This is a genomic window from Exiguobacterium sp. s140 (assembly GCF_018617035.1).
Lineage (GTDB): Bacteria > Bacillota > Bacilli > Exiguobacteriales > Exiguobacteriaceae > Exiguobacterium > Exiguobacterium profundum.
In genome coordinates, this window is record NZ_JACSJK010000001.1 from 425,292 (window position 1) to 444,751 (window position 19,460).

A 19,460-nucleotide genomic window follows, 5' to 3' on the forward strand; every position below is an offset into this window, starting at 1 on the left:
AGTCCACTTTCAACATAGTGGGCTTTTTTTTATGCTTGTATCGAGGTGAACGAGATGAAGGAACTCATTGAGGATTTAGTAGATGCAGCACGTCAAATCGGTGCGAGTGATCTTCATTTTATACCCGATGCAAACCAAGTAAAGGTTCAAGTCCGTTCTGCTAGTAAGCTTACTGCGCTTCAATCGATGGATGCAGAGCTTTATGATCGCCTTACATATCATATGCGATATTGGTGTTCACTACCTGAATCTAATCAACGCATTCCACAATCCGGGGTCTATGAATTGAATCAAGATGTCATCCGGGTGACCTTTCTCCCGTCGTTCGCCCAGACGTTAATGTCTTGGCGCATTCCGCACGACACGTTTGAACTCCAGCACCTGTTACAATCACACGATGTGGAACGATTTCAGAAAGTCGTGGCATCACATCATGGTCTTTTCTTTATAGGGGGTTCTACCGGAGCAGGCAAGACGACGGTACTGTATGCCCTGTTGAATCAGCTGAAGCATGAGCGGATTGTGACGATTGAAAATCCTCCAGAACAAATGGTCGGTGGTGTCATTCAGCTGGAAGTGAATGCTAAGGCTGGACTCAGCCATCGACACTTGTTGAAAGAGACGCTTCGTGCCGACCCGGATATCATCGTGATTGGCGAGGTGCGGACCGATGAAGAATTGATGGTCGCATACGATGCAGCGCTCAGTGGGCATTTGACGATTACAACCTTTCATACCGCATCGATTCAGGATGGGGAAAAGCGGCTGATGCAACTTCTTGGTAAGGCGACCGTGGAAAGACATTGGTGTGTACTGACTCGAAATCAGGAGGTGACTTGCGAATGGTCGACGTTCCGGTAATCCCATCGATCCGACTGATTCATCGTTTTCTTCGTCTACAATCACGAGGTGTGTCATTGAAAGTGACCATGGAGACGCTTGAACTTCATGAGAAGGGAAAAATGAAAGACTGTATTCGAGAGATGAGGATTCGTCTAGAAGCGGGTGTGAGTTTGTCTGAAGTATTTTCCATCTTGATCACGAATCGGCAGATGCAAGAGATTTTACATACGGCGGACCGCAACGGACGATTTATGGATGGATTGTCGCAAGTGGCGATGGTACTCGAGATGCGACAACGGTTAAAGCAGGAGCTGCGGAGGCTAATTCGCTATCCGTTAATTATCTTCTTCATCCTACTTGCATTAGGAATGATTTATGCCTTATACATTTTCCCGAAATTAATGGGGATGGTAGATGTCTCGTCGCATGGCGGTGTGGGGTCGATTCTATTGTCGAATTGGTTCTTTCCTGTACTGTTTTCTATATTCGTGGCAATCGCGATTCTCATATATGGATTCCATCGTCGAGGAGTAGAGCTCCCTTTTTACGCATGGAGACGTGGGAAAACACTCTATATGACCTATGTGTTTGTAAGTGAGTTGTCCTTGCTCCAACATACTGAAACGAATATCAGGCAGATTATCAGTCGGCTAGCCGAGGAGGAGGGAGAAATGGCAGAAATGGCCAAGCGAATTCATTATCGCATGTCTGAAGGTGAAGGGATTGAAGCGGCGACGAGGTGTGAACCGTTTATCGATCATGAGGTCGTGAGTCTATTAGGTGTGGGATCGATGAGTGGAGAACTTGGCAAATTGATGTCTCTTCATCGCGAGCTTGTATTCGAAGAGATGGAGCAACATAGTCGGGGTTTGATTGAGAAAATTGAACCGTCTTTATACGGCATCCTCAGTGTCATGATCGGTGTTCTTTTTTACACACTCTATTTACCGGTCAAACTCATTATGGCTCAATTGTGAAAGGAGAAAGATGAAATGAAGGAAGAGCGTGGGTTCACATTAGTTGAGATGGCGGCAGTATTACTCATTATATCCGTTCTTCTCTTGTTACTTGTCCCTTCTTTGTCGGACGGGAAATCTCGTGCTGACCAAGTGAGTTGCGAAGGTAGTGTTCGAATCGTTGAATCTGAAATCAATTTGCATTACGCGGAACATAAAGCCTATCCTGAAACGTTAGAAGTGATTAAGCGTGCGTCGGCTGCAGATCCACTCGTTTATAGCTGTCAATCCTCGACCTATACGTATTCACCGACTGATGGCTCCTTAAAAAAACAATGAAAGGCTACACCTTGGTCGAAATGACATGGGTACTTGTCGTATTGTCGTTCTTAGTATTGATGAGTGCACCGATTACGAGACCGTTCGAACGAATGGAGCTCTACAATTTTACGGATTCATTGGTAGCGAATATTCAAGAAGCTGGGCAATTTCCCTATATTTCAGAAGAGGGAGATTGTGTGCCGCGATTGATTTGGATTTCCAAACAACAAACTTATCTGATTGTGTGTGGGAGAGAGATCGTCAGGGAGGTTGATGTTCCTGATGGGGTGGACGTATATCTTCCGACGTACAACACGTTGACCTTTTCACAAGCGACCGCCTCTTATGCGGGACAATGGAAATTCGTCAGTGGAAAGACATCGGTGACGCTCAAATTTCGAATCGGGACGTATGAGCCGGAGGTGATTATTCGTGAAAGTGGATGAATCGGGTTTCTCGTTATGGGAGCTGACTGTCAGTCTTGCGGTCATCATGGGATGGATTTTCATACTGGCATCCTTTGTCGTGCAAGGGAATGAACGAATCCAACGGTTGAGTGACACGCTCTTCATCTATGAACGATTACAAGGAGAGGTTCTGCTTGAAGCCACTGAACCAACAGGGCGTGAGCAAGTGTGTGAGAAAGGATTTTGTTTACCGACATTATGAAAAGGGCTTTACGATGATTGAAATGACGGTCGTTTTGCTGATCCTTCCCATATTTCTTTTCCTTTTGGTTGAATTGCTCACGCTCGGTCAACATCTTTATGAACAGCCTAAATGGAATCATCATACGACGCCTCAACTGATTGTGCGCCGTCTGATGGATAGCGAGAACTGTCGTGTTGACGAAGGGCGGTTACGAGGTGATTTCGTCAAATCGGATGAGGAGCGGTGGTCATGGACAATCAAACAAGTAAATGGCAATTTGGTCATGGTCGGAGATGGAGGAGGAAACTTACTCTTTTTAAGAGGAATCGAGCAGTATCATGTCGAAACGGTCGGAAAGGGTTTTCGAATCGCATGGACCGATTCATCGTTCAGAAGAGAGCGGCACGTCATGTGCATGAAACAGGATTCTTTCTCGTCATCACCTTGACCATCGTTGTTTGGTTACTCGGGGCCGCGTTATTTTGGTATACTGATGTGGAACGAACGACGAGGCGACTGTCAGAGGAAATCTTAGCGATTCGCTTCGAATCGCATCTGTTATTGGCGAAGGAGCGTTGCGGTGATCGACCGTTAACGCTGCATAAACCAACGGGAACTCTGACGTGTCGTCCGATTGCACCGAATCGTACTGAAGTGAATATCGTGCTAACATCTGGTGAACGGCATAAAGAGGTGATTGTTTATGAATGAAAACCCGTTTTATATCGTGGGGTTTATGGGTACAGGTAAATCTACCTTATTCTCGTTTCTGAAAGAATATGGGGAGGTCATCGATCTTGATTTAGTCATTGAGTCCATGACTGGGATGGAGATCGCTACATATTTTGACCGCTATGGTGAGTCTGCGTTTCGTGATGTTGAGTCAAAAGTACTGCAACAAGTCACTGCTGACTATATCCTGACCGGTGGCGGAGTGGTGGAACGCTCTGAAAATATATGTTGGATGCGAGAACGTGGTACGATGATCCATTTAAATCTTCCGTTCGACATGTGTTGGGAACGAATCAAAGATTCTGCGCGGCCACTTGTTAAAAGAGGACGGGAGGATGTTCATGCGTTGTTTCAACGACGTGATCAATTATATCGAAAAGCGAGTGTATCCATCGATGCATCTCAATCGCCTGAAGACATCGCCAAGCAAATCATCCGTATAAAGGGGGAAAAAGAATGATTTGGATTAATTTTGCCATCATCGTATTTTCATTAATCGGACTTGGGATATATGGTTATCTCTTGTTCAAAAACAAAATGAAACCAGAATTTGGTCGTTTGAATCGTCTGACGGAACGTTTTAAAATTCGGGCGGATGTGATTGGTCAACAGGTCAATGAAATCAAAGGGCACGTGGATGCGGTCAATCGATCCGTTACTCAATTAAAAGAGTTTGGGGTCAATGCGAAGAATGAATCGATTGAATTAAAGCAAGCCGCCGTCGAGCTAACTCATGAAATCAAACGGACAGCGGGAATTGAACGTTCTGACGTTTCCACCGAGTCGAAAATATGAAATAATGAGGATGAAAACGTTTTCGTTTTTCATCCTTTTTCTTTTTCGCTTTTTTACCTATGCAGAAGGAATAAAAATTGTTAAAGTGGAATGGAAAACGAAAGATTTCAAAAACAAAAGCATTTTATGTTCGGGATTGGGGGATATTATGGAAAAGGTTACTTTGAAACGTACGCCTTTGTTCGATTTGATTGAACCGAAGGCGAAGATGGTTGATTTTGCGGGATTTGAAATGCCGATTATGTTCTCTTCGATTAAAGAAGAGCATTTGGCTGTACGTCAAAACGTGGGGATGTTTGATGTATCTCACATGGGAGAAATTCGAATCGAAGGGCCGGATGCGCTTGAGCAAGTTCAAAACTTGGTGACGAATGATATCTCGAAGATTAAAGTTGGTCAAGCCCAGTATAACCTTCTCTGTCTTGAAGACGGCGGTGTGGTGGACGATTTGCTTGTCTATCGATTGGATGAGGACGCTTATTGGCTCGTCGTCAATGCTTCAAATATTGAAAAGGACGAAGCCCACATTCGTCGATACGTCAAGGGTGACGTGGTTGTGACAAATGAATCTGATGAATATGGTCAGATTGCGATTCAAGGACCGAATGCACAATCCGTACTTCAAACTATCACAAATGTGGTACTCGACGAAATCGGGTTCTTCAAATTCATGAATGGGGACGTTGCGGGTGTGCCATCGATCATCTCTAGAAGTGGGTATACTGGGGAAGATGGGTTCGAGATTTATGCTCGAGCAGAAGCGATTTCTGCCATTTGGGAAGCGCTTGAAACCGAGGGTGTTACCCCATGTGGGCTGGGCGCACGCGATACATTACGTTTCGAAGCGTGCTTGCCGCTTTACGGTCATGAGTTAGATGAGTCGGTCACGCCATTCGAAGCGAATCTCAATTTTGCCGTCAAGCTAGATACTGACTTTGTTGGTAAGGAAGCACTCGTCACTCAAAAAGAGAATATTCCGAATCGATTGATCGGATTGAAATTGCTCGGTCGTGGGATTGCCCGCCAAGGGGCGCAAGTTGAATTGGATGGGAATGTAATCGGCGTTGTCACGACCGGTACGATGCCTCCGACTGTAAATGAATCAATCGCATGGGCACGAGTCGATGCACGTTACAAAGATGAAGATCGTTTTGTCATCGACATCCGTGGCAAAAAGATTGAAGCCGAACGCGTACCGACACCTTTCTATAAACGAACGAAATGAAACAGGGGGATTCAGAATGAACAGAATGGAATTTCGTTATTTACCGATGACCGAACAAGATGAACGAGACATGTTAGAGACAATCGGCGTCGATTCAATCGAAGCGCTTCTTTCAGATATTCCAGAAACACTTCGCGAACAAGCATCATTGGCGGCGATTGGGGCTCCGCTTCCGGAAGTCGATCTCGTTCGTCATATGACGAAGTTGGCTGATAAAAACAAACATACGAAATCATACCCGAGCTTCCTTGGAGCAGGGATGTACGATCATCTTTCACCAAGTGTGATGAACCATATGCTTTTGCGTTCTGAATTCTATACGGCGTATACGCCATATCAACCTGAGATTTCACAAGGTGAACTTCAGGCGATGTTCGAATTCCAAACAATGATTTGTGAATTGACAGGGATGGACGTCGCGAACTCTTCGATGTACGACGGAATCACGGCTCTCGCTGAGGCGACTTACCTAGCGAGCGCGCAGACGAAGAAAAAACGTGTCGTCGTCTCTGGTGCAGTGCATCCTGAAGCGAAGGACGTAATCCGTACGTATGCTGACGGACCGGGGCTATCCGTTGACTACACAGATGTGGTGAACGGGGTGACGGACGTGTCAGACCTTGATTTGACGGATGCGTCGTGTCTTGTCGTACAATATCCAAACTTCTACGGTCGTATTGAAGACTTAGAAACATTGGCAGAATTGGCTCATGAAGCGGGTGCGCTCTTCGTCGTTTCGAGCAACCCGCTCGCCCTCGGAATTCTTGAGTCACCAGGAGCACTCGGTGCGGACATCACGGTCGGAGATGCACAGCCATTCGGTATTCCGCAAAGTTTTGGTGGACCGTCATGTGGATACTTCGCGGTCAAAAAATCATTGATGCGTAAACTACCGGGACGACTTGTTGGTCAAACGGTCGATGAGGACGGCAAACGCGGATTCGTGTTGACGCTCCAGGCGCGTGAACAGCACATTCGTCGTGATAAAGCGACATCCAATATCTGTTCGAACCAAGCGCTTAACGCATTGGCTGCTTCGATCACGATGTCCGCTTTAGGAAAATACGGAATTCGTGATATGGCCGTTCGGAATATTCAAACTGCTCATTATATGAAAGAAGCGTTAAAAGCTGCAGGATTCAACATCGTGGACGAAGGACCGATGTTCAATGAGTTCGTGGTAGATTTTGGACGTGACGCAGAAGAAGTATCGCGCCATCTGCTCGAGCATGGCATGATTGGTGGTCTACCGCTTGGTACGTATGAAGGGGAGCGTCAGACACAGATGTTGGTTTGCGCGACGGAATTGCGCACGAAAGAAGAGATTGATCAGTTTGTCGAAGTGGTTGGGGGGATGAAATAATGCAACACGAGCAAACGCTAATTTTTGAAGTATCACGTGAAGGACGGACTGGATATAATTTGCCGACACCGACTGTCCCAGAGGTTGACCTTGAGACGTTGTTACCGGCTACGATGATTCGAAAAGAGGCGGCGGAACTTCCGGAAGTATCTGAACTCGATGTGGTTCGCCATTACACGTCTCTATCTACACGAAACCATGGGGTCGATTCAGGCTTCTATCCGCTCGGTTCGTGTACGATGAAATATAATCCGAAAGTGAACGAAGATATGGCTCGTCTTCCTGGCTTTGCACATATTCACCCACTGCAACCAGTTGAGACGATTCAAGGTGCGCTCGAACTCATGGTGGACTTACAGGAGCAACTCGCTGAAATTACAGGAATGGACGAAGTCACACTCCAACCAGCGGCAGGGGCGCATGGGGAATGGACGGGACTCATGTTGATCAAAGCGTTCCATGAACGTAATGGGGATACGGCTCGTATGAAAGTACTCGTTCCAGACTCGGCGCACGGAACAAACCCGGCGTCCGCAGTCGTTGCTGGATTCGAGACGGTAACCGTCAAGTCAGATGAGCGCGGTCTCGTCGATTTGGATGATTTGAAGGCAAAAGTTGGAGCCGATACAGCTGCGCTCATGCTGACAAACCCGAATACGCTTGGACTATTCGAAGCGGATATTCTTGAAATCTCAAAAGTCGTTCATGAAGCTGGCGGGAAGCTTTATTATGATGGCGCGAACTCAAACGCGATTCTCGGAATCGCACGTCCGGGGGACATGGGCTTTGACGTCGTTCACTTGAACCTGCATAAAACGTTCACCGGTCCTCACGGCGGTGGAGGTCCAGGCTCAGGTCCAGTCGGAGTAAAACGTGACTTAATCCCATTCCTACCGACTCCAATCGTGACGAAAACAGATGATGGATATGGTCTCGATTACGACCGACCACATTCAATCGGGCGAATCAAACCATTCTATGGAAACTTCGGGATCAACGTCCGAGCTTACAGCTATATCAAGACGATGGGCGCAGAAGGATTGACGCGGGTATCACGTGAAGCGGTCCTCAACGCAAACTATATGTTCGCGCGACTAAAAGATGCGTTCGACGTGCCATATGATACGTATTGCAAACATGAGTTTGTCTTGTCAGGCAAACGTCAAAAAGCCCTTGGTGTTCGTACTCTCGACATCGCTAAACGTCTTCTTGACTTCGGTTACCACCCACCGACAATCTATTTCCCGTTAAATGTCGAGGAATGTATCATGGTGGAACCAACAGAGACAGAATCAAAAGAAACACTTGATGCGTTCTGTGATGCGATGCTCCAGATTGCCAAAGAGGCGGAAGAGAATCCGGAGATCGTTCAGACGGCTCCTCATACGACGGTCGTCAAACGGATGGACGAGACACTCGCTGCCCGTAAACCGGTCTTAAAATATGAGCGTCGTGAGGCGTCATCTGTAAAATAAAAAATGGGCGAGTCGATGATTGAATCGACCCGCCCGTTTTTTAAGCTTTTTTAATCTTACCCTTCCAGTTCTTGAAACCGCCTTCGAGCATGTAGATGTTGTTGTATCCGTTCTTCATCAAGAGTTTAGCCGCCTGGTTTGAACGTGAACTACCTTGGCAGTAAATCAAAATCGGCTGATCTTTGCGCAGTTCTTTCATGCGTAGTTTCATTTGGCCGACCGGGATATTCCGAGCACCAACGATATGTCCGCCTTTGTATTCGTTCGGTTCGCGCACGTCAATCAGCTGACCTTTACGGAGTGAGGCGCGGAATTCTTCTTGTTTCATTTTTTTCAACCCGCGAGCTGGCATGAAACGCCATACGATGTAGGCGATCAAGGCAACCCATAGGAGGATGACGAGGATTGTTTCGAGTCCCATAGATGTTCTTCCCTTCTCTTTCAAAGTTACCATATCTCATTATAATGAATTTAAGGTCATGAGACAATGATTGACTCAATCAATCGGGGCTTTCCCTTTCGATTTCATTCTAGTTAGGATAAAATAAAGAATGGAAACCGGAACATAAGGGGAGGTCGTGCCCATGCCGACACCGAGTATGGAAGATTATTTAGAACGTATTTATTTGTTGATGTCAGAGAAAGGCTATGCGCGTGTATCTGACATTGCGGAACATTTAGGGGTCCATCCCTCCTCTGTCACCAAAATGGTTCAAAAGTTGGACCGTGAAGAATATCTGGTGTATGAAAAGTATCGTGGTCTCATGCTTACAAAAAAAGGTCAAAAAGTAGGGAAGCGATTGGTCGAGCGTCATGCGATGCTCGAGTCTTTTTTACGTCTAATCGGAGTGGATGAGGCAGATGTGTACGAGGATGTCGAGGGAATCGAACATCATCTCAGCTCGAACACACTTGACTGTATGACACAGTTCGTGGAATTTTTTGAAGATAAGCCTGAGCTCATGGATCAATTCAGAGAATTTCGGGATCAAGAGCGAGCTTCAGAGGAATAATATGTGAAAAGCGACATTCGAACTCGATTGTCGCTTTTTATTTGGTTTACCACCGCTAAAATACGAACGAATCATTCATATTTATCATAGAATGTATATTTTTTAGTTATTATTATGTTAAGATGAATCGTGGATTGAATAGATAGGGGGTGACGGCGAACATTCGCCGGATAAATGGAGATTCAAATCAAAGGAAAACTGTTTGATGAACAGCAGATTCAAACACGTGTGAAAGAGTTGGCTGAAGAAATTGAGAACGATGCAGAGGGAACACCAATCGTGATCGTCGCCGTGTTAAAGGGTTCGATGGTCTTTGCGGCAGACTTGATGCGATACATGAAAGGCAGCGTTCAGCTCGATACGGTCGCGACGTCTTCTTACGGGAAAAAGACGGTCTCGAGTGGGAGTGTGCAGCTTCGGAAGGACTTGGATTTAGATGTGGAAGGAAAGTATGTCGTCATTATCGAGGACATCATCGACACGGGACAGACGTTGAAATTCTTGTGTAAACATATGGAGCTTCATCAACCGAAACAGTTGAAAATTTGTACGCTTCTCGACAAGCCGATGCGTCGACTCGTTCAATTGGACGCAGACTATGTCGGGTTCGAAATTCCTGATGAGTTTGTCATCGGATATGGAATCGATTATGCGGAGCAATATCGGAATCTTCCATATATCGGATATGTAGAGACGACATAAAAAGGAGCGCCGCGGCGCTCCTTTTACATGTTTGCTTTCTTTTTCTTCTTGCCTTTTTTTCCTTCAATCACTGTTAAGTGTGGAGGATTGCTACGATGTACGGTTGAACGTTTAGATAACTTGGTGACGTTCGAACCAGGTTTCTTCGCTTTCCGGTTTTTAGCGGAAGCGGAAGGTTTGACTTGAGGACCACGACTTCCCTGCATTCGTTTTTTTGAGGCTTGCGCGGTTTTACGATAGCGTGCATCTTCTGCAGACATACGTGGTGCCATGAAGACGCGATAGATCACATAAAAGACTAACCCGAATATCCCGATGAACAACAATTGTCTAAACAGGCGACCCGGATCGGTGGCAAGCATATGCCCGACCCCGATGAAGCCAAGGATAAACACGATTGTTGCAGCGATCGAACCGACTCTTTGTCTGATCATGGTGCTTCCTCCTCTTATCCCTCTCTATGAATGACCGATTCTCCTAACTCTTTTCGTTCCCATGTCTCAAATGCTTCAATCGCGACTTGAATCTGCTCATCATTCGGCTCTCGTGTCGTCAATAATTGGAGCGACAGGCCCGGTTTGCCGAGGAATGACAGAAAGCGATGGTCGCGGAAACGATTGGTAAACTGAAGGACTTCAAATGAGATTCCGATGACGACCGGCAATAGCGCGATTCGGCTGACGAGTCGCAACCAGAGCGGGTCGATTGGCACAATCATATAAACGCCAATCCCGACGAAGACGGTGAATAAAATGAAACTCGAGCCACAGCGATAATGCAATCGCGAGCTTTGGCGTACTTGTTCAACCGTGACCGGACGCCCGGACTCATAGCAATTGATGACTTTATGCTCAGCGCCGTGATATTGGAAGACGCGCTTAATGAGTGGCGTCAATGATATCAAGTAGAGGTAGCTGAGTAACAATACTAATTTTATTCCCCCTTCAAGGAGGTTTTGAATCACATGTCCGGAAAATAAAGGCACGTCTTGAAACATAGCCGCGAGCAGTGCAGGCGTCACATTGAAAATCAATTTACCAAACACGTATGAGATGACACCGACGATTGCGATGATGGCAATCATCCATATGCTCTGTTTTTGGTCTTCGCTCGTGTTCGTATCTTCACTCGGGTCGACATCATATCGATCGCTCGCAAAGTTCATATGTGCAGAACCGTTCTTTAACGATTCGTAAAGCGCGACAATCCCTCTCAAGAACGGTACTTTTTTTAACGATTGGACCCAAGGGACAAGAATGCGCGCTTGCTCGAATGTTTCAATCGAGCCATCTTTTCGCCGGATGGCAGATGCGCTTTCAGAGCGGCCTTGAAACATGACGCCTTCCACAAGCGCCTGTCCCCCGACTGGGATGGTTGGTTTAGAATTCATTCACTTTCCTCGATTCTTCAAATGTTGTACTTGAATTATACCGTGATTTGTAAAAAAAACGAAAGGGCAGAAGGCTCGATTCACGTTCTTTCGATAAATTTGTTACAATAGATAAGACTTGACGAACGAGGGGGAAGAAGGTTGCGGATTTTAGTTTTAAATGGACCGAATTTAAATCTACTGGGTCGTCGTGAACCGGATGTATATGGCGATGTGTCGTTGAAAGGATTGGCGGCAGAACTGATGCTGCGCGCTCCAGAAGACGTTGAACTCACCTTTAAACAATCGAATCATGAGGGAGATTTAATTGATGCGCTGCATGACGCTTTTGATTATGAGGGTGTCATTTTGAATGCGGGTGCCTATACGCATACATCGATTGCGATCCGGGATGCCATATCCGCTATCGCTGCCCCGGTCGTTGAAGTACATATCTCGAACGTGCATGCACGCGAGACCTTTCGGCATGAGTCAAAACTTGCTGCCGTCTGTATCGGTGTCATTACCGGTTTTGGACTCACGAGCTATACGTTAGCGATGCATGCACTAATCGAACATTGGAGGAATCGACATGATTGAACGCGTAAACAAACTGCAAGCAAAGTTAGAAAAAAACGAAATTGATGCGTTGCTCGTCACAAAACGTGAGAATATCCGCTACTTATCTGGTTTCACAGGATCGAGCGGTGTCATCGTCATCACGTTGAATTCGGCAAGTTTTATCACGGACTTCCGTTACACGGAACAGGCGAACGATCAAGTGAAAGGGTATGACATCATCGAGCTTGATACGTCACTCATCAAGTCGGTAGCAGATGTCGTGTCACGTGAATCCATCAAGCGCCTTGGCATTGAGCAGGATGCGATGACAGTGGGGCAATATCGTGCTTATGAAAAAGAAGTGGACGCTCAACTTATTGAAACGTCTGGAATCGTAGAAAAACTGCGCTTGATTAAGGATGAATCAGAGATTAAGATTATGAAGGAAGCTGCGGCAATCGCTGATGCGGCGTACGCCCATATCCAGACGTTCATCCGTCCTGGTCGTACCGAAAGAGAAGTCGCGAACGAACTCGAAATGTTCATGCGTTCAAAAGGTGCCGACTCGTCATCGTTCGACATGATTGTCGCCTCGGGTCTCCGTTCGGCGCTACCGCACGGTGTGGCAAGCGATAAAGTCATCGAAACTGGAGAATTGGTTACGCTTGATTTCGGGGCTTACTATAAAGGGTACTGCTCAGATATCACGCGTACGCTTGCAATCGGTCCGATTTCGGATGAGTTGCGTCAAATCTACGATACGGTACTCCGTGCTCAACTTGCTGGCGTAGAAGGCACACGAGCCGGAATCACTGGCATTGAGGCGGATGCGTTGACACGCGATATCATTAAAGAAGCTGGATATGGCGAATACTTCGGCCACTCGACAGGACATGGTCTCGGAATGGAAGTGCATGAGGCCCCAGGATTATCGTTCCGTTCGGACACGGTGCTTGAGCCTGGTATGGTCGTGACGATCGAGCCGGGTATTTACATCAATGGCGTCGGTGGTTGCCGAATTGAAGACGATGTCGTCATCACAGAAGACGGATGCTACCGTCTGACACAGTCGCCAAAAGAGTTAATTACGATCGAGGCATAAGCTTCATCTGAATTTAGGAGGAAATCAACATGGTATCAGTTAACGATTTAAAAACAGGATTGACGGTTAAAACGTCTGACGGTTCGATTTGGCAAGTCATCGAGTTCCAACACGTAAAACCGGGTAAAGGCGCGGCATTCGTTCGTACGAAAATGCGTAACTTGCGTAACGGGGCAATCCAAGAAACGACGTTCCGTGGCGGAGAGAAAATCGAACGCGCACACATCGAGCGTAAACGCATGCAATATCTCTATCCAATGGGCGACACGTATGTCTTCATGGACAATGAATCATACGAGCAACTTGAATTGACAAGCGCTCAAGTCAAATCAGCACTTCCATATTTGCTTGAGAACATGGAAGTCAGCATCGCGGACTACGAAGGGGAGATTCTTGGAATCGAGCTTCCAACGAGCGTTGTCTTGACGATCGTCGAAGCAGACCCGGGCGTAAAAGGTGACACGGCCTCGAACGTGAAGAAAAACGCGACAGTGGAAACAGGACACGTCATTCAAGTGCCACTTTTCATCGAACCAGGTGAAAAAGTGACAGTCGATACACGTACTGGAGAGTTCATGGGTCGTTATAACGGTTAATCCTTACGAGTGCTCATTCGAATGAATGGGTGCTCTTTTTTTCTCGTTGCATTCATTGGTCTGACCAGTTATAGTGAAGGAGAGATTAGTACCAGGTATAAACAGGGGGTAAGAAAGATGCAAATCGATCAAATTAAAGAGCTTATTCAATTATTGGACCAATCATCAGTCCATGAAATGGAGCTTGAAACATCTGATTTCAAACTGTCATTAAAGAAAGAAGCGCAACAAACAGTGAGCGCGCCGATCATGCAGACACAAGCATTCGCACCGCCTGCGCCTGCTCCTCAAGTAAATGAACAAACAGAAGAACCGACGCAAGAAAAGGCGTCTTATCGTACTATCACCTCGCCGATGGTTGGAACGTTCTATTCACGTCCGGCACCGGATAAAGAAGCGTTCGTGAACGTCGGCGATCGTGTCGAGTCAGGACAAATCGTTTGTATTCTAGAGGCGATGAAACTGTTTAACGATGTCGAAGCGGAAATCAGTGGCGAAATCGTAGAGGTGTTAGTCGCCGATGGCGATCTCGTCGAATTCGGTCAACCGCTCTTCAGCGTGAAGTGAGGTCGTTATGAAATTATTAATTGCTAACCGCGGGGAAATCGCGGTTCGAATCATACGTGCAGCAAAAGAATTGAATATTCCGACGGTCGCTGTCTTCTCTGAGGCAGATCGTGAAGCGTTACATGTTCATCTGGCTGACGAGGCTTATTGCATCGGTCCGAATCCATCGAAGGACTCCTATTTAAATATCCCTAATATCTTATCAGTCGCCTGCGCCGTGGATGCGACGATGGTACATCCCGGTTACGGCTTTTTGGCTGAAAATGCCGAGTTCGCCGAGATGTGCGAGGCGTGCGGGATTCAATTTGTCGGCCCGAGCAGCTATGCGATTCGCAAAATGGGAATCAAGGATGAAGCCAAACGAACGATGATCGAGTCAGGTGTTCCTGTCGTTCCGGGTTCAAGTGGGGTCGTCACCGACGAAGAAGCCATGGAACTCGCACGTGAGATGGGTTATCCGGTCATCATCAAGGCGACAGCCGGCGGTGGAGGACGTGGCATTCGCGTCGCTCGAGACGAGCACGAACTCGTTTCAGGATTGGTCGCGACACGTAAAGAAGCGAAGCAGGCGTTTGGGAATGGTGACGTGTATCTTGAGAAGTTCATCGAGTCGTTCCGTCATGTCGAAGTGCAGGTTCTCGCTGATCAATTCGGCAATGTCATTCACTTAGGTGAACGTGATTGTACGATCCAACGTCGCATGCAAAAACTAGTCGAAGAGGCGCCATCACCTGCGATTGATGAAACGACACGTCAATTGATGGGGGATGCGGCCGTCAAAGCGGCAAAAGCCATTCAGTACTCGGGAGCGGGGACCATCGAGTTCATTTACGTTCCAGAATCAAACGAGTTTTATTTCATGGAGATGAATACCCGGATCCAAGTCGAGCATCCCGTCACCGAGATGATCACAGGATTCGATCTCGTTCAAGCGCAGCTTGAAGTGGCGCTCGGACATCCGCTTGCCATCTCACAAGAGGACATTACGTTCTCAGGACATTCCATCGAGTGTCGAATCAACGCGGAAGACCCATTTATGGACTTCCGTCCGATGGCAGGGAAGATTGACCAATATATTGTTCCAGGCGGTATGGGTGTCCGTGTCGATAGTGGACTCTATGCAGGAGCGATGATTCCGCCGTTCTATGACTCGATGGTTGCGAAATTGATTGTCCATGCGCCAACGCGTGATGAGGCCATTCTGAAAATGTTGCGTGCTTTGGATGAGTTTACGGTTTCGGGGATTAAAACGACGATTCCATTCCATCAACAAGTCATGGCACATGAGCAGTTCCGCATCGGGACGTTCGATACGAAATTCGTTGAAAAAGAAATGTCATTGGCAAAATAACATGAACCAGGAAGCCCGAACATTATTTCGGTTTCCTGGTTTTTTGTACTGAATTTATGAGTGCTTTATGCTAAACTATCACAATGAAAGCATGTAAAAGGAGAGTAACTGAATGAAACGTCATGAAGCACGAGAGAAAGCGATTCAAACGCTTTTTCAAATCGAAGTATCTAAATTAGAGGTGGACGAAGCAATCGAGTTCGCATTAGATGGAGAAGAGTCTGATCCGTTTTACGAACAACTCGTCACAGGGACGCTAGAACATATTGAAGATATCGACGCATTACTAGTTGAAAACTTGAAAAACTGGCGCTTGGATCGCCTAGGAAACGTCGAGCGTACGATTCTTCGAATGGCAACGTTCGAATTGTTATACGTCGAGACGATTCCAGAGAACGTCACTATTAACGAGGCGGTCGAACTCGCGAAATCGTTCGCGGACGAAGAAGCCGGCAAACTCGTGAATGGCGTACTCGGAAATATCATTAAAGAAGACTAAAAAATAGAGATAAGACACCAGACCAACTACAGAAAAACCTAAAGACAACGGGGGATGAGAGAGATGGCAGTAGTGATCGACGGGAAACAAGTGGCAGCATCATATCGAGAAACGTTAAAAGAGCGTGTGGCGGAACTTCGCGCACGTGGCATCGTACCGAAATTAAAAGTAGTGTTGATTGGGGATGACCCAGCGAGTCATAGCTATGTACGCGGGAAGGAACGGGCGGCAGAAGAAATCGGAATCGATTCACAAGTCCTCCGTTTTGATGAGACGATTAGCGAGAAGGAATTGCTCGACTTGATTGATTTGATGAATGCGGATGAGGAAGTTCATGGGATTCTCGTGCAACTTCCTTTGCCGAAACACATCGACGAATCACGAGTCATCATGCGTATCTCCCCTGAAAAGGACGTCGATGGCTTTCATCCTGAGAATGTCGGGAAGATGATGCTCGGTCTGGATACGTTACTTCCGTGCACGCCGCACGGTATCTTACATCTCGCAAAAACACAAACCGAGATCGCCGGAAAGCACGTTGTCGTCGTCGGTCGTAGTCAAATCGTCGGTAAACCGGTAGGCATGTTGTTCTTGAATGAATCAGCAACGGTCACGTATTGTCATTCGAAAACAGCTGACCTCGGTGAGATGACGCGACAAGCGGATATTTTGATTGTCGCGGTCGGTCGTGCTGGTTTAGTCACAGCAGACATGGTCAAACCGGGCGCGCTTGTCATCGATGTCGGAGTCAATCGGGTCGAAGGTCGTCTAGTCGGTGACGTGGACTATGAAGCTGTTAAGGAAAAGGCGAGTGCCATCACCCCAGTTCCGGGTGGTGTCGGTCCGATGACCATCACGATGCTCATGCATAATACGGTCGAGGTTGCATCACGTGGCTAATCCACTCCCGGTTTCTGAAGTTGTTCGATATGTGAAGCGACAACTTGATGATGATGTCTTGCTTCGACAAGTCGCGGTCATCGGTGAAATCTCAAATTTCAAACGGTATTCATCCGGTCATTGTTATTTCACGTTGAAAGATGACGCGTCTCGGATGAAAGCCGTCATGTTTTCTCGAGATGCCAAACAACTTCAATTCGAACCGAAAGATGGAATGAAAGTCATCGCCGTATCAAAGGTGACGATGTATGAAGCGACGGGAGATGTACAACTGTACGTCGAATTGATGCGACAAGACGGAATCGGTCTATTGTTTGAGCGATATGAGGCGAGAAAGCGTGAACTAGAGGGGATGGGCTGGTTCGACGAGGAGCGGAAGCACCCGCTCCCGATGTTTCCAGAGCGCGTTGGGATCGTGACGTCTCCAAAAGGAGCGGCGCTACACGATATCGCGACCACACTTCGTCGTCGTGCGCCACATGTGGCGATCACGTTCGCACCTGTAGCTGTACAGGGAGAAATGGCGGCTCCACAAGTCGCGTCGGCCATTCGCTGGATGAACGAACGCACCGATTGTGATGTACTCATCGTCGGTCGCGGTGGCGGTTCCATCGAGGAGCTTTGGGCATTTAATGAAGATGTTGTGGTGGAGGCAATCTATGCGTCCACGATTCCCATCATTTCTGCTGTCGGTCACGAGACAGACTTTACGCTTTCTGATTTCGTCGCCGATGTTCGAGCTGCGACTCCGACAGCGGCGGCTGAACTCGCTACCGCGATGATTGATGCGCAGCGAAAAGATGTAGAACGTTTGGATAACCATCTGCACAAAGCCGTCAGAGAGCAATTGGATGATTCGCGAACCCGTGTGGAACGGATGATCAATAGCTATGGATTAAAATCGCCGAGGTACACGATTTCTCAAAAACGGGAACGATTCGCCCAGTCAGAAATCCGTCTCGAGCAAGGGATGAGGCGACATCTCACCCAAGCCACTCATCAGCTCCGTCAGTTGTCACAGCAGCTAGATGTAAAGCGATTTTCAAAAACGTTGTCCAAGCAAGGGGAAGAAGTCAATCATATGGTCGAGCGACTCCGTCGAACGAGACCATTAGAACAAGCAACGCTACAATTTGCACAACAGGTTGGACGGTTGCATGCAGTCAGTCCGCTCGCCGTCTTGTCACGTGGATATACGTTCATTGAACAAGATGGGGCCTATGTGCAGAACGTGAAACAATTACGTGACGGTGATATCTCGATTCGTTTTCGGGATGGTCATGCGATCGCTGAGGTGAAGGAGAGGATTGTCGGTGACGAAGAAAGAACAGACATTTGAGGCGGCGCTCGAGCGCCTCGAACAGATCGTCGCGCAACTCGAGAGCGGTGATGTCCCGTTAGAGGAAGCGATGACCTTATATGAGGAAGGTGTCCGCTTGTCTGCGTTGTGCCAGACAAAACTCTCTGCCGCCGAGAAAAAAATGGATGAAATTTTAGAACTTGATGGGACGCTTCGTGAAAAAGGAGGATCCGCATGAACCGTACCGATGACTTGAACAAGTGGAAACGGACCGTCGAACTGGCGATGCAGGAACTCATTGAGTCGAGTGAGATGCCGAAACGATTACGAGACGCAATGACGTATTCTTTAGAGGCTGGCGGGAAACGCATTCGTCCTGCTCTCGTCTATGCCGTCCTTGAAACGTATAGCATGTCACTCGAGCGAGGACGTGAGGTGGCGGCGAGTTTAGAGATGGTTCATACATACTCACTCATCCATGATGATTTGCCGGCCATGGATGATGACGATCTTCGTCGTGGACGACCGACCAATCATCGTCAGTTTGATGAAGCGACCGCTATTTTGGCTGGGGACGCCTTATTGACGGACGCATTCCGTATTCTCACACAGATGCCACTCCCTGCGCTAGATGTCGTCGAGATTATTCGTATTTTTGGATTGGCGGCCGGTAGCTCAGGTATGGTCGGTGGGCAGTTGGATGATATGCTGGCTGAAAAGCGGAACGACGTCACACTTGAAGAGCTCCAATCCATTCATGAACGGAAGACAGGTGCGCTACTCGTCTATGCACTTGAAGCCGGTGCGATTTTGGCAGGGGCATCGGTGGAAGATCGGATGCACCTCAAACAGTTCGGACGTCATCTTGGCATCGCTTTTCAGATTCAAGACGATATCCTCGATGTCGTCGGAGATGAACAAGCAATCGGAAAACGCGTCGGCTCAGATGAATTGAATGACAAGACGACTTATCCGAAGCTTCTCGGCTTAGAGGGAGCGAAGCAAGCTCTTGAGCAAGAAGTGGGAGCGGCACACGCTGCAATTGAATCACTTTCAGTTCCAGCGCCGTTACTTCTTGAGATGCTATCATTTGTAGTGAAACGAAATCATTGACCTCGGTGACACGATGAGCACATCGT

General features: G+C 47.3%; 27 protein-coding genes. 24 read left to right on the top strand and 3 right to left on the bottom strand.

Features of this window, described 5'->3' with window-relative positions; translation table 11 throughout:
* The first annotated feature begins 54 nt into the window (after positions 1 to 54).
* The 12 genes from KNO61_RS02190 to gcvPB all read left to right on the top strand — a co-directional run bounded on the left by KNO61_RS02190 (position 55) and on the right by gcvPB (position 8,361).
* Entirely contained in the window at positions 55 to 861 is an 807-nt protein-coding gene (locus KNO61_RS02190) for an ATPase, T2SS/T4P/T4SS family (RefSeq protein WP_214684030.1), read from the top strand.
* Positions 843 to 1,820, top strand: coding sequence for a type II secretion system F family protein (locus KNO61_RS02195; RefSeq protein ID WP_214686945.1), 978 nt, complete (start codon positions 843 to 845; stop codon positions 1,818 to 1,820). Before KNO61_RS02190 ends, KNO61_RS02195 begins: the two co-directional genes overlap by 19 nt.
* Before the next feature lie 15 nt (positions 1,821 to 1,835).
* On the top strand, positions 1,836 to 2,138 hold the full coding sequence (locus tag KNO61_RS02200) for a prepilin-type N-terminal cleavage/methylation domain-containing protein (protein ID WP_031423311.1): 303 nt from the start codon (positions 1,836 to 1,838) through the stop codon (positions 2,136 to 2,138).
* Positions 2,139 to 2,158: 20 nt separating this feature from the next.
* Positions 2,159 to 2,566 carry a prepilin-type cleavage/methylation domain-containing protein gene (locus KNO61_RS02205; protein ID WP_235439563.1) on the top strand — a complete coding sequence of 136 codons (408 nt, stop codon included), beginning with the start codon at positions 2,159 to 2,161 and terminating at the stop codon, positions 2,564 to 2,566.
* Entirely contained in the window at positions 2,553 to 2,789 is a 237-nt protein-coding gene (locus KNO61_RS02210; protein ID WP_047795193.1) for a hypothetical protein, read from the top strand. Before KNO61_RS02205 ends, KNO61_RS02210 begins: the two co-directional genes overlap by 14 nt.
* Positions 2,695 to 3,219: a prepilin-type N-terminal cleavage/methylation domain-containing protein gene (locus KNO61_RS02215; protein ID WP_078147117.1), complete on the top strand. Its 525-nt coding sequence runs from the start codon at positions 2,695 to 2,697 to the stop codon at positions 3,217 to 3,219. Before KNO61_RS02210 ends, KNO61_RS02215 begins: the two co-directional genes overlap by 95 nt.
* Positions 3,183 to 3,482: a hypothetical protein gene (locus KNO61_RS02220; protein WP_041917913.1), complete on the top strand. Its 300-nt coding sequence runs from the start codon at positions 3,183 to 3,185 to the stop codon at positions 3,480 to 3,482. The genes KNO61_RS02215 and KNO61_RS02220 overlap by 37 nt, the downstream gene beginning before the upstream one ends.
* Positions 3,475 to 3,963 carry a shikimate kinase gene (locus KNO61_RS02225; RefSeq protein WP_214686943.1) on the top strand — a complete coding sequence of 163 codons (489 nt, stop codon included), beginning with the start codon at positions 3,475 to 3,477 and terminating at the stop codon, positions 3,961 to 3,963. The genes KNO61_RS02220 and KNO61_RS02225 overlap by 8 nt, the downstream gene beginning before the upstream one ends.
* The gene (locus KNO61_RS02230) at positions 3,960 to 4,298 is read left to right on the top strand and encodes a hypothetical protein (protein WP_078147115.1); all 339 of its coding nucleotides are present in this window, start codon (positions 3,960 to 3,962) and stop codon (positions 4,296 to 4,298) included. The genes KNO61_RS02225 and KNO61_RS02230 overlap by 4 nt, the downstream gene beginning before the upstream one ends.
* Positions 4,299 to 4,446: 148 nt before the next feature.
* Entirely contained in the window at positions 4,447 to 5,523 is a 1,077-nt protein-coding gene (gene gcvT / locus KNO61_RS02235; RefSeq protein ID WP_078147937.1) for a glycine cleavage system aminomethyltransferase GcvT, read from the top strand.
* Between the two features lie 25 nt (positions 5,524 to 5,548).
* Positions 5,549 to 6,886, top strand: coding sequence for an aminomethyl-transferring glycine dehydrogenase subunit GcvPA (gcvPA, locus tag KNO61_RS02240; protein ID WP_047795659.1), 1,338 nt, complete (start codon positions 5,549 to 5,551; stop codon positions 6,884 to 6,886).
* The gene (gcvPB, locus tag KNO61_RS02245) at positions 6,886 to 8,361 is read left to right on the top strand and encodes an aminomethyl-transferring glycine dehydrogenase subunit GcvPB (protein WP_214811361.1); all 1,476 of its coding nucleotides are present in this window, start codon (positions 6,886 to 6,888) and stop codon (positions 8,359 to 8,361) included. Before gcvPA ends, gcvPB begins: the two co-directional genes overlap by 1 nt.
* A 40-nt stretch (positions 8,362 to 8,401) precedes the next feature.
* Here gcvPB and KNO61_RS02250 read toward each other — a convergent pair whose 3' ends face one another.
* The gene (locus KNO61_RS02250; protein WP_012726584.1) at positions 8,402 to 8,782 is read right to left on the bottom strand and encodes a rhodanese-like domain-containing protein; all 381 of its coding nucleotides are present in this window, start codon (positions 8,780 to 8,782) and stop codon (positions 8,402 to 8,404) included.
* 163 nt (positions 8,783 to 8,945) lie between these two features.
* On the opposite strand from KNO61_RS02250, the gene mntR reads away from it, so the two are divergent.
* Complete coding sequence (gene mntR / locus KNO61_RS02255; RefSeq protein WP_078147113.1) at positions 8,946 to 9,374, top strand: transcriptional regulator MntR; 429 nt, start codon at positions 8,946 to 8,948, stop codon at positions 9,372 to 9,374.
* Between the two features lie 174 nt (positions 9,375 to 9,548).
* Positions 9,549 to 10,076, top strand: coding sequence for a hypoxanthine phosphoribosyltransferase (hpt, locus tag KNO61_RS02260; RefSeq protein ID WP_078147112.1), 528 nt, complete (start codon positions 9,549 to 9,551; stop codon positions 10,074 to 10,076).
* A gap of 23 nt (positions 10,077 to 10,099) precedes the next feature.
* Here the strand turns inward: hpt and KNO61_RS02265 are convergent, their stop codons facing one another.
* Together KNO61_RS02265 and KNO61_RS02270 are read right to left on the bottom strand one after the other, a co-directional pair.
* Positions 10,100 to 10,510 carry an SA1362 family protein gene (locus KNO61_RS02265; protein ID WP_012726581.1) on the bottom strand — a complete coding sequence of 137 codons (411 nt, stop codon included), beginning with the start codon at positions 10,508 to 10,510 and terminating at the stop codon, positions 10,100 to 10,102.
* A 14-nt stretch (positions 10,511 to 10,524) separates the two neighbouring features.
* Positions 10,525 to 11,466, bottom strand: a complete 942-nt coding sequence (locus tag KNO61_RS02270) for a DUF1385 domain-containing protein (RefSeq protein ID WP_214686939.1) — start codon at positions 11,464 to 11,466, stop codon at positions 10,525 to 10,527.
* A 141-nt stretch (positions 11,467 to 11,607) separates the two neighbouring features.
* Here KNO61_RS02270 and aroQ point away from each other — a divergent pair, with 141 nt between their 5' ends.
* The 10 genes from aroQ (at position 11,608) to KNO61_RS02320 (ending at position 19,434) form a co-directional block, all read left to right on the top strand.
* Entirely contained in the window at positions 11,608 to 12,045 is a 438-nt protein-coding gene (gene aroQ, locus KNO61_RS02275) for a type II 3-dehydroquinate dehydratase (protein ID WP_012726579.1), read from the top strand.
* Positions 12,041 to 13,108 carry a M24 family metallopeptidase gene (locus tag KNO61_RS02280; protein WP_214687712.1) on the top strand — a complete coding sequence of 356 codons (1,068 nt, stop codon included), beginning with the start codon at positions 12,041 to 12,043 and terminating at the stop codon, positions 13,106 to 13,108. Before aroQ ends, KNO61_RS02280 begins: the two co-directional genes overlap by 5 nt.
* Positions 13,109 to 13,137: 29 nt before the next feature.
* Entirely contained in the window at positions 13,138 to 13,704 is a 567-nt protein-coding gene (gene efp, locus KNO61_RS02285) for an elongation factor P (protein WP_012726577.1), read from the top strand.
* Between the two features lie 117 nt (positions 13,705 to 13,821).
* On the top strand, positions 13,822 to 14,271 hold the full coding sequence (gene accB / locus KNO61_RS02290) for an acetyl-CoA carboxylase biotin carboxyl carrier protein (protein ID WP_012726576.1): 450 nt from the start codon (positions 13,822 to 13,824) through the stop codon (positions 14,269 to 14,271).
* Positions 14,272 to 14,278: 7 nt separating this feature from the next.
* On the top strand, positions 14,279 to 15,622 hold the full coding sequence (gene accC / locus KNO61_RS02295; protein ID WP_078147110.1) for an acetyl-CoA carboxylase biotin carboxylase subunit: 1,344 nt from the start codon (positions 14,279 to 14,281) through the stop codon (positions 15,620 to 15,622).
* A 112-nt stretch (positions 15,623 to 15,734) separates the two neighbouring features.
* A complete protein-coding gene (gene nusB / locus KNO61_RS02300; RefSeq protein ID WP_078147109.1) occupies positions 15,735 to 16,121 on the top strand; it encodes a transcription antitermination factor NusB in 387 nt (128 codons plus the stop codon).
* 63 nt (positions 16,122 to 16,184) lie between these two features.
* Complete coding sequence (gene folD / locus KNO61_RS02305) at positions 16,185 to 17,021, top strand: bifunctional methylenetetrahydrofolate dehydrogenase/methenyltetrahydrofolate cyclohydrolase FolD (protein ID WP_031423334.1); 837 nt, start codon at positions 16,185 to 16,187, stop codon at positions 17,019 to 17,021.
* Positions 17,014 to 18,360 (top strand): exodeoxyribonuclease VII large subunit, encoded by a 1,347-nt coding sequence (xseA, locus tag KNO61_RS02310; RefSeq protein WP_214811375.1) that lies wholly within the window; start codon positions 17,014 to 17,016, stop codon positions 18,358 to 18,360. The genes folD and xseA overlap by 8 nt, the downstream gene beginning before the upstream one ends.
* Positions 18,335 to 18,559, top strand: coding sequence for an exodeoxyribonuclease VII small subunit (xseB, locus tag KNO61_RS02315; RefSeq protein WP_012726571.1), 225 nt, complete (start codon positions 18,335 to 18,337; stop codon positions 18,557 to 18,559). Before xseA ends, xseB begins: the two co-directional genes overlap by 26 nt.
* Positions 18,556 to 19,434 carry a polyprenyl synthetase family protein gene (locus KNO61_RS02320; protein WP_214684035.1) on the top strand — a complete coding sequence of 293 codons (879 nt, stop codon included), beginning with the start codon at positions 18,556 to 18,558 and terminating at the stop codon, positions 19,432 to 19,434. The genes xseB and KNO61_RS02320 overlap by 4 nt, the downstream gene beginning before the upstream one ends.
* Positions 19,435 to 19,460: the final 26 nt, after the last annotated feature.

Excerpts from the sequence above, each read along its gene's own strand:
- KNO61_RS02190 (WP_214684030.1), top strand. The coding sequence starts at position 55 with ATGAAGGAACTCATTGAGGATTTAGTAGATGCAGCACGTCAAATCGGT.
- KNO61_RS02195 (WP_214686945.1), top strand. The coding sequence starts at position 843 with ATGGTCGACGTTCCGGTAATCCCATCGATCCGACTGATTCATCGTTTT.
- KNO61_RS02200 (WP_031423311.1), top strand. The coding sequence starts at position 1,836 with ATGAAGGAAGAGCGTGGGTTCACATTAGTTGAGATGGCGGCAGTATTA.
- KNO61_RS02205 (WP_235439563.1), top strand. The coding sequence starts at position 2,159 with ATGACATGGGTACTTGTCGTATTGTCGTTCTTAGTATTGATGAGTGCA.
- KNO61_RS02215 (WP_078147117.1), top strand. The coding sequence starts at position 2,695 with ATGAACGATTACAAGGAGAGGTTCTGCTTGAAGCCACTGAACCAACAG.
- KNO61_RS02225 (WP_214686943.1), top strand. The coding sequence starts at position 3,475 with ATGAATGAAAACCCGTTTTATATCGTGGGGTTTATGGGTACAGGTAAA.
- KNO61_RS02230 (WP_078147115.1), top strand. The coding sequence starts at position 3,960 with ATGATTTGGATTAATTTTGCCATCATCGTATTTTCATTAATCGGACTT.
- gcvT (WP_078147937.1), top strand. The coding sequence starts at position 4,447 with ATGGAAAAGGTTACTTTGAAACGTACGCCTTTGTTCGATTTGATTGAA.
- gcvPA (WP_047795659.1), top strand. The coding sequence starts at position 5,549 with ATGGAATTTCGTTATTTACCGATGACCGAACAAGATGAACGAGACATG.
- gcvPB (WP_214811361.1), top strand. The coding sequence starts at position 6,886 with ATGCAACACGAGCAAACGCTAATTTTTGAAGTATCACGTGAAGGACGG.
- KNO61_RS02250 (WP_012726584.1), bottom strand. The coding sequence starts at position 8,782 with ATGGGACTCGAAACAATCCTCGTCATCCTCCTATGGGTTGCCTTGATC.
- mntR (WP_078147113.1), top strand. The coding sequence starts at position 8,946 with ATGCCGACACCGAGTATGGAAGATTATTTAGAACGTATTTATTTGTTG.
- hpt (WP_078147112.1), top strand. The coding sequence starts at position 9,549 with ATGGAGATTCAAATCAAAGGAAAACTGTTTGATGAACAGCAGATTCAA.
- KNO61_RS02265 (WP_012726581.1), bottom strand. The coding sequence starts at position 10,510 with ATGATCAGACAAAGAGTCGGTTCGATCGCTGCAACAATCGTGTTTATC.
- KNO61_RS02270 (WP_214686939.1), bottom strand. The coding sequence starts at position 11,466 with ATGAATTCTAAACCAACCATCCCAGTCGGGGGACAGGCGCTTGTGGAA.
- efp (WP_012726577.1), top strand. The coding sequence starts at position 13,138 with ATGGTATCAGTTAACGATTTAAAAACAGGATTGACGGTTAAAACGTCT.
- accB (WP_012726576.1), top strand. The coding sequence starts at position 13,822 with ATGCAAATCGATCAAATTAAAGAGCTTATTCAATTATTGGACCAATCA.
- accC (WP_078147110.1), top strand. The coding sequence starts at position 14,279 with ATGAAATTATTAATTGCTAACCGCGGGGAAATCGCGGTTCGAATCATA.
- nusB (WP_078147109.1), top strand. The coding sequence starts at position 15,735 with ATGAAACGTCATGAAGCACGAGAGAAAGCGATTCAAACGCTTTTTCAA.
- folD (WP_031423334.1), top strand. The coding sequence starts at position 16,185 with ATGGCAGTAGTGATCGACGGGAAACAAGTGGCAGCATCATATCGAGAA.
- KNO61_RS02320 (WP_214684035.1), top strand. The coding sequence starts at position 18,556 with ATGAACCGTACCGATGACTTGAACAAGTGGAAACGGACCGTCGAACTG.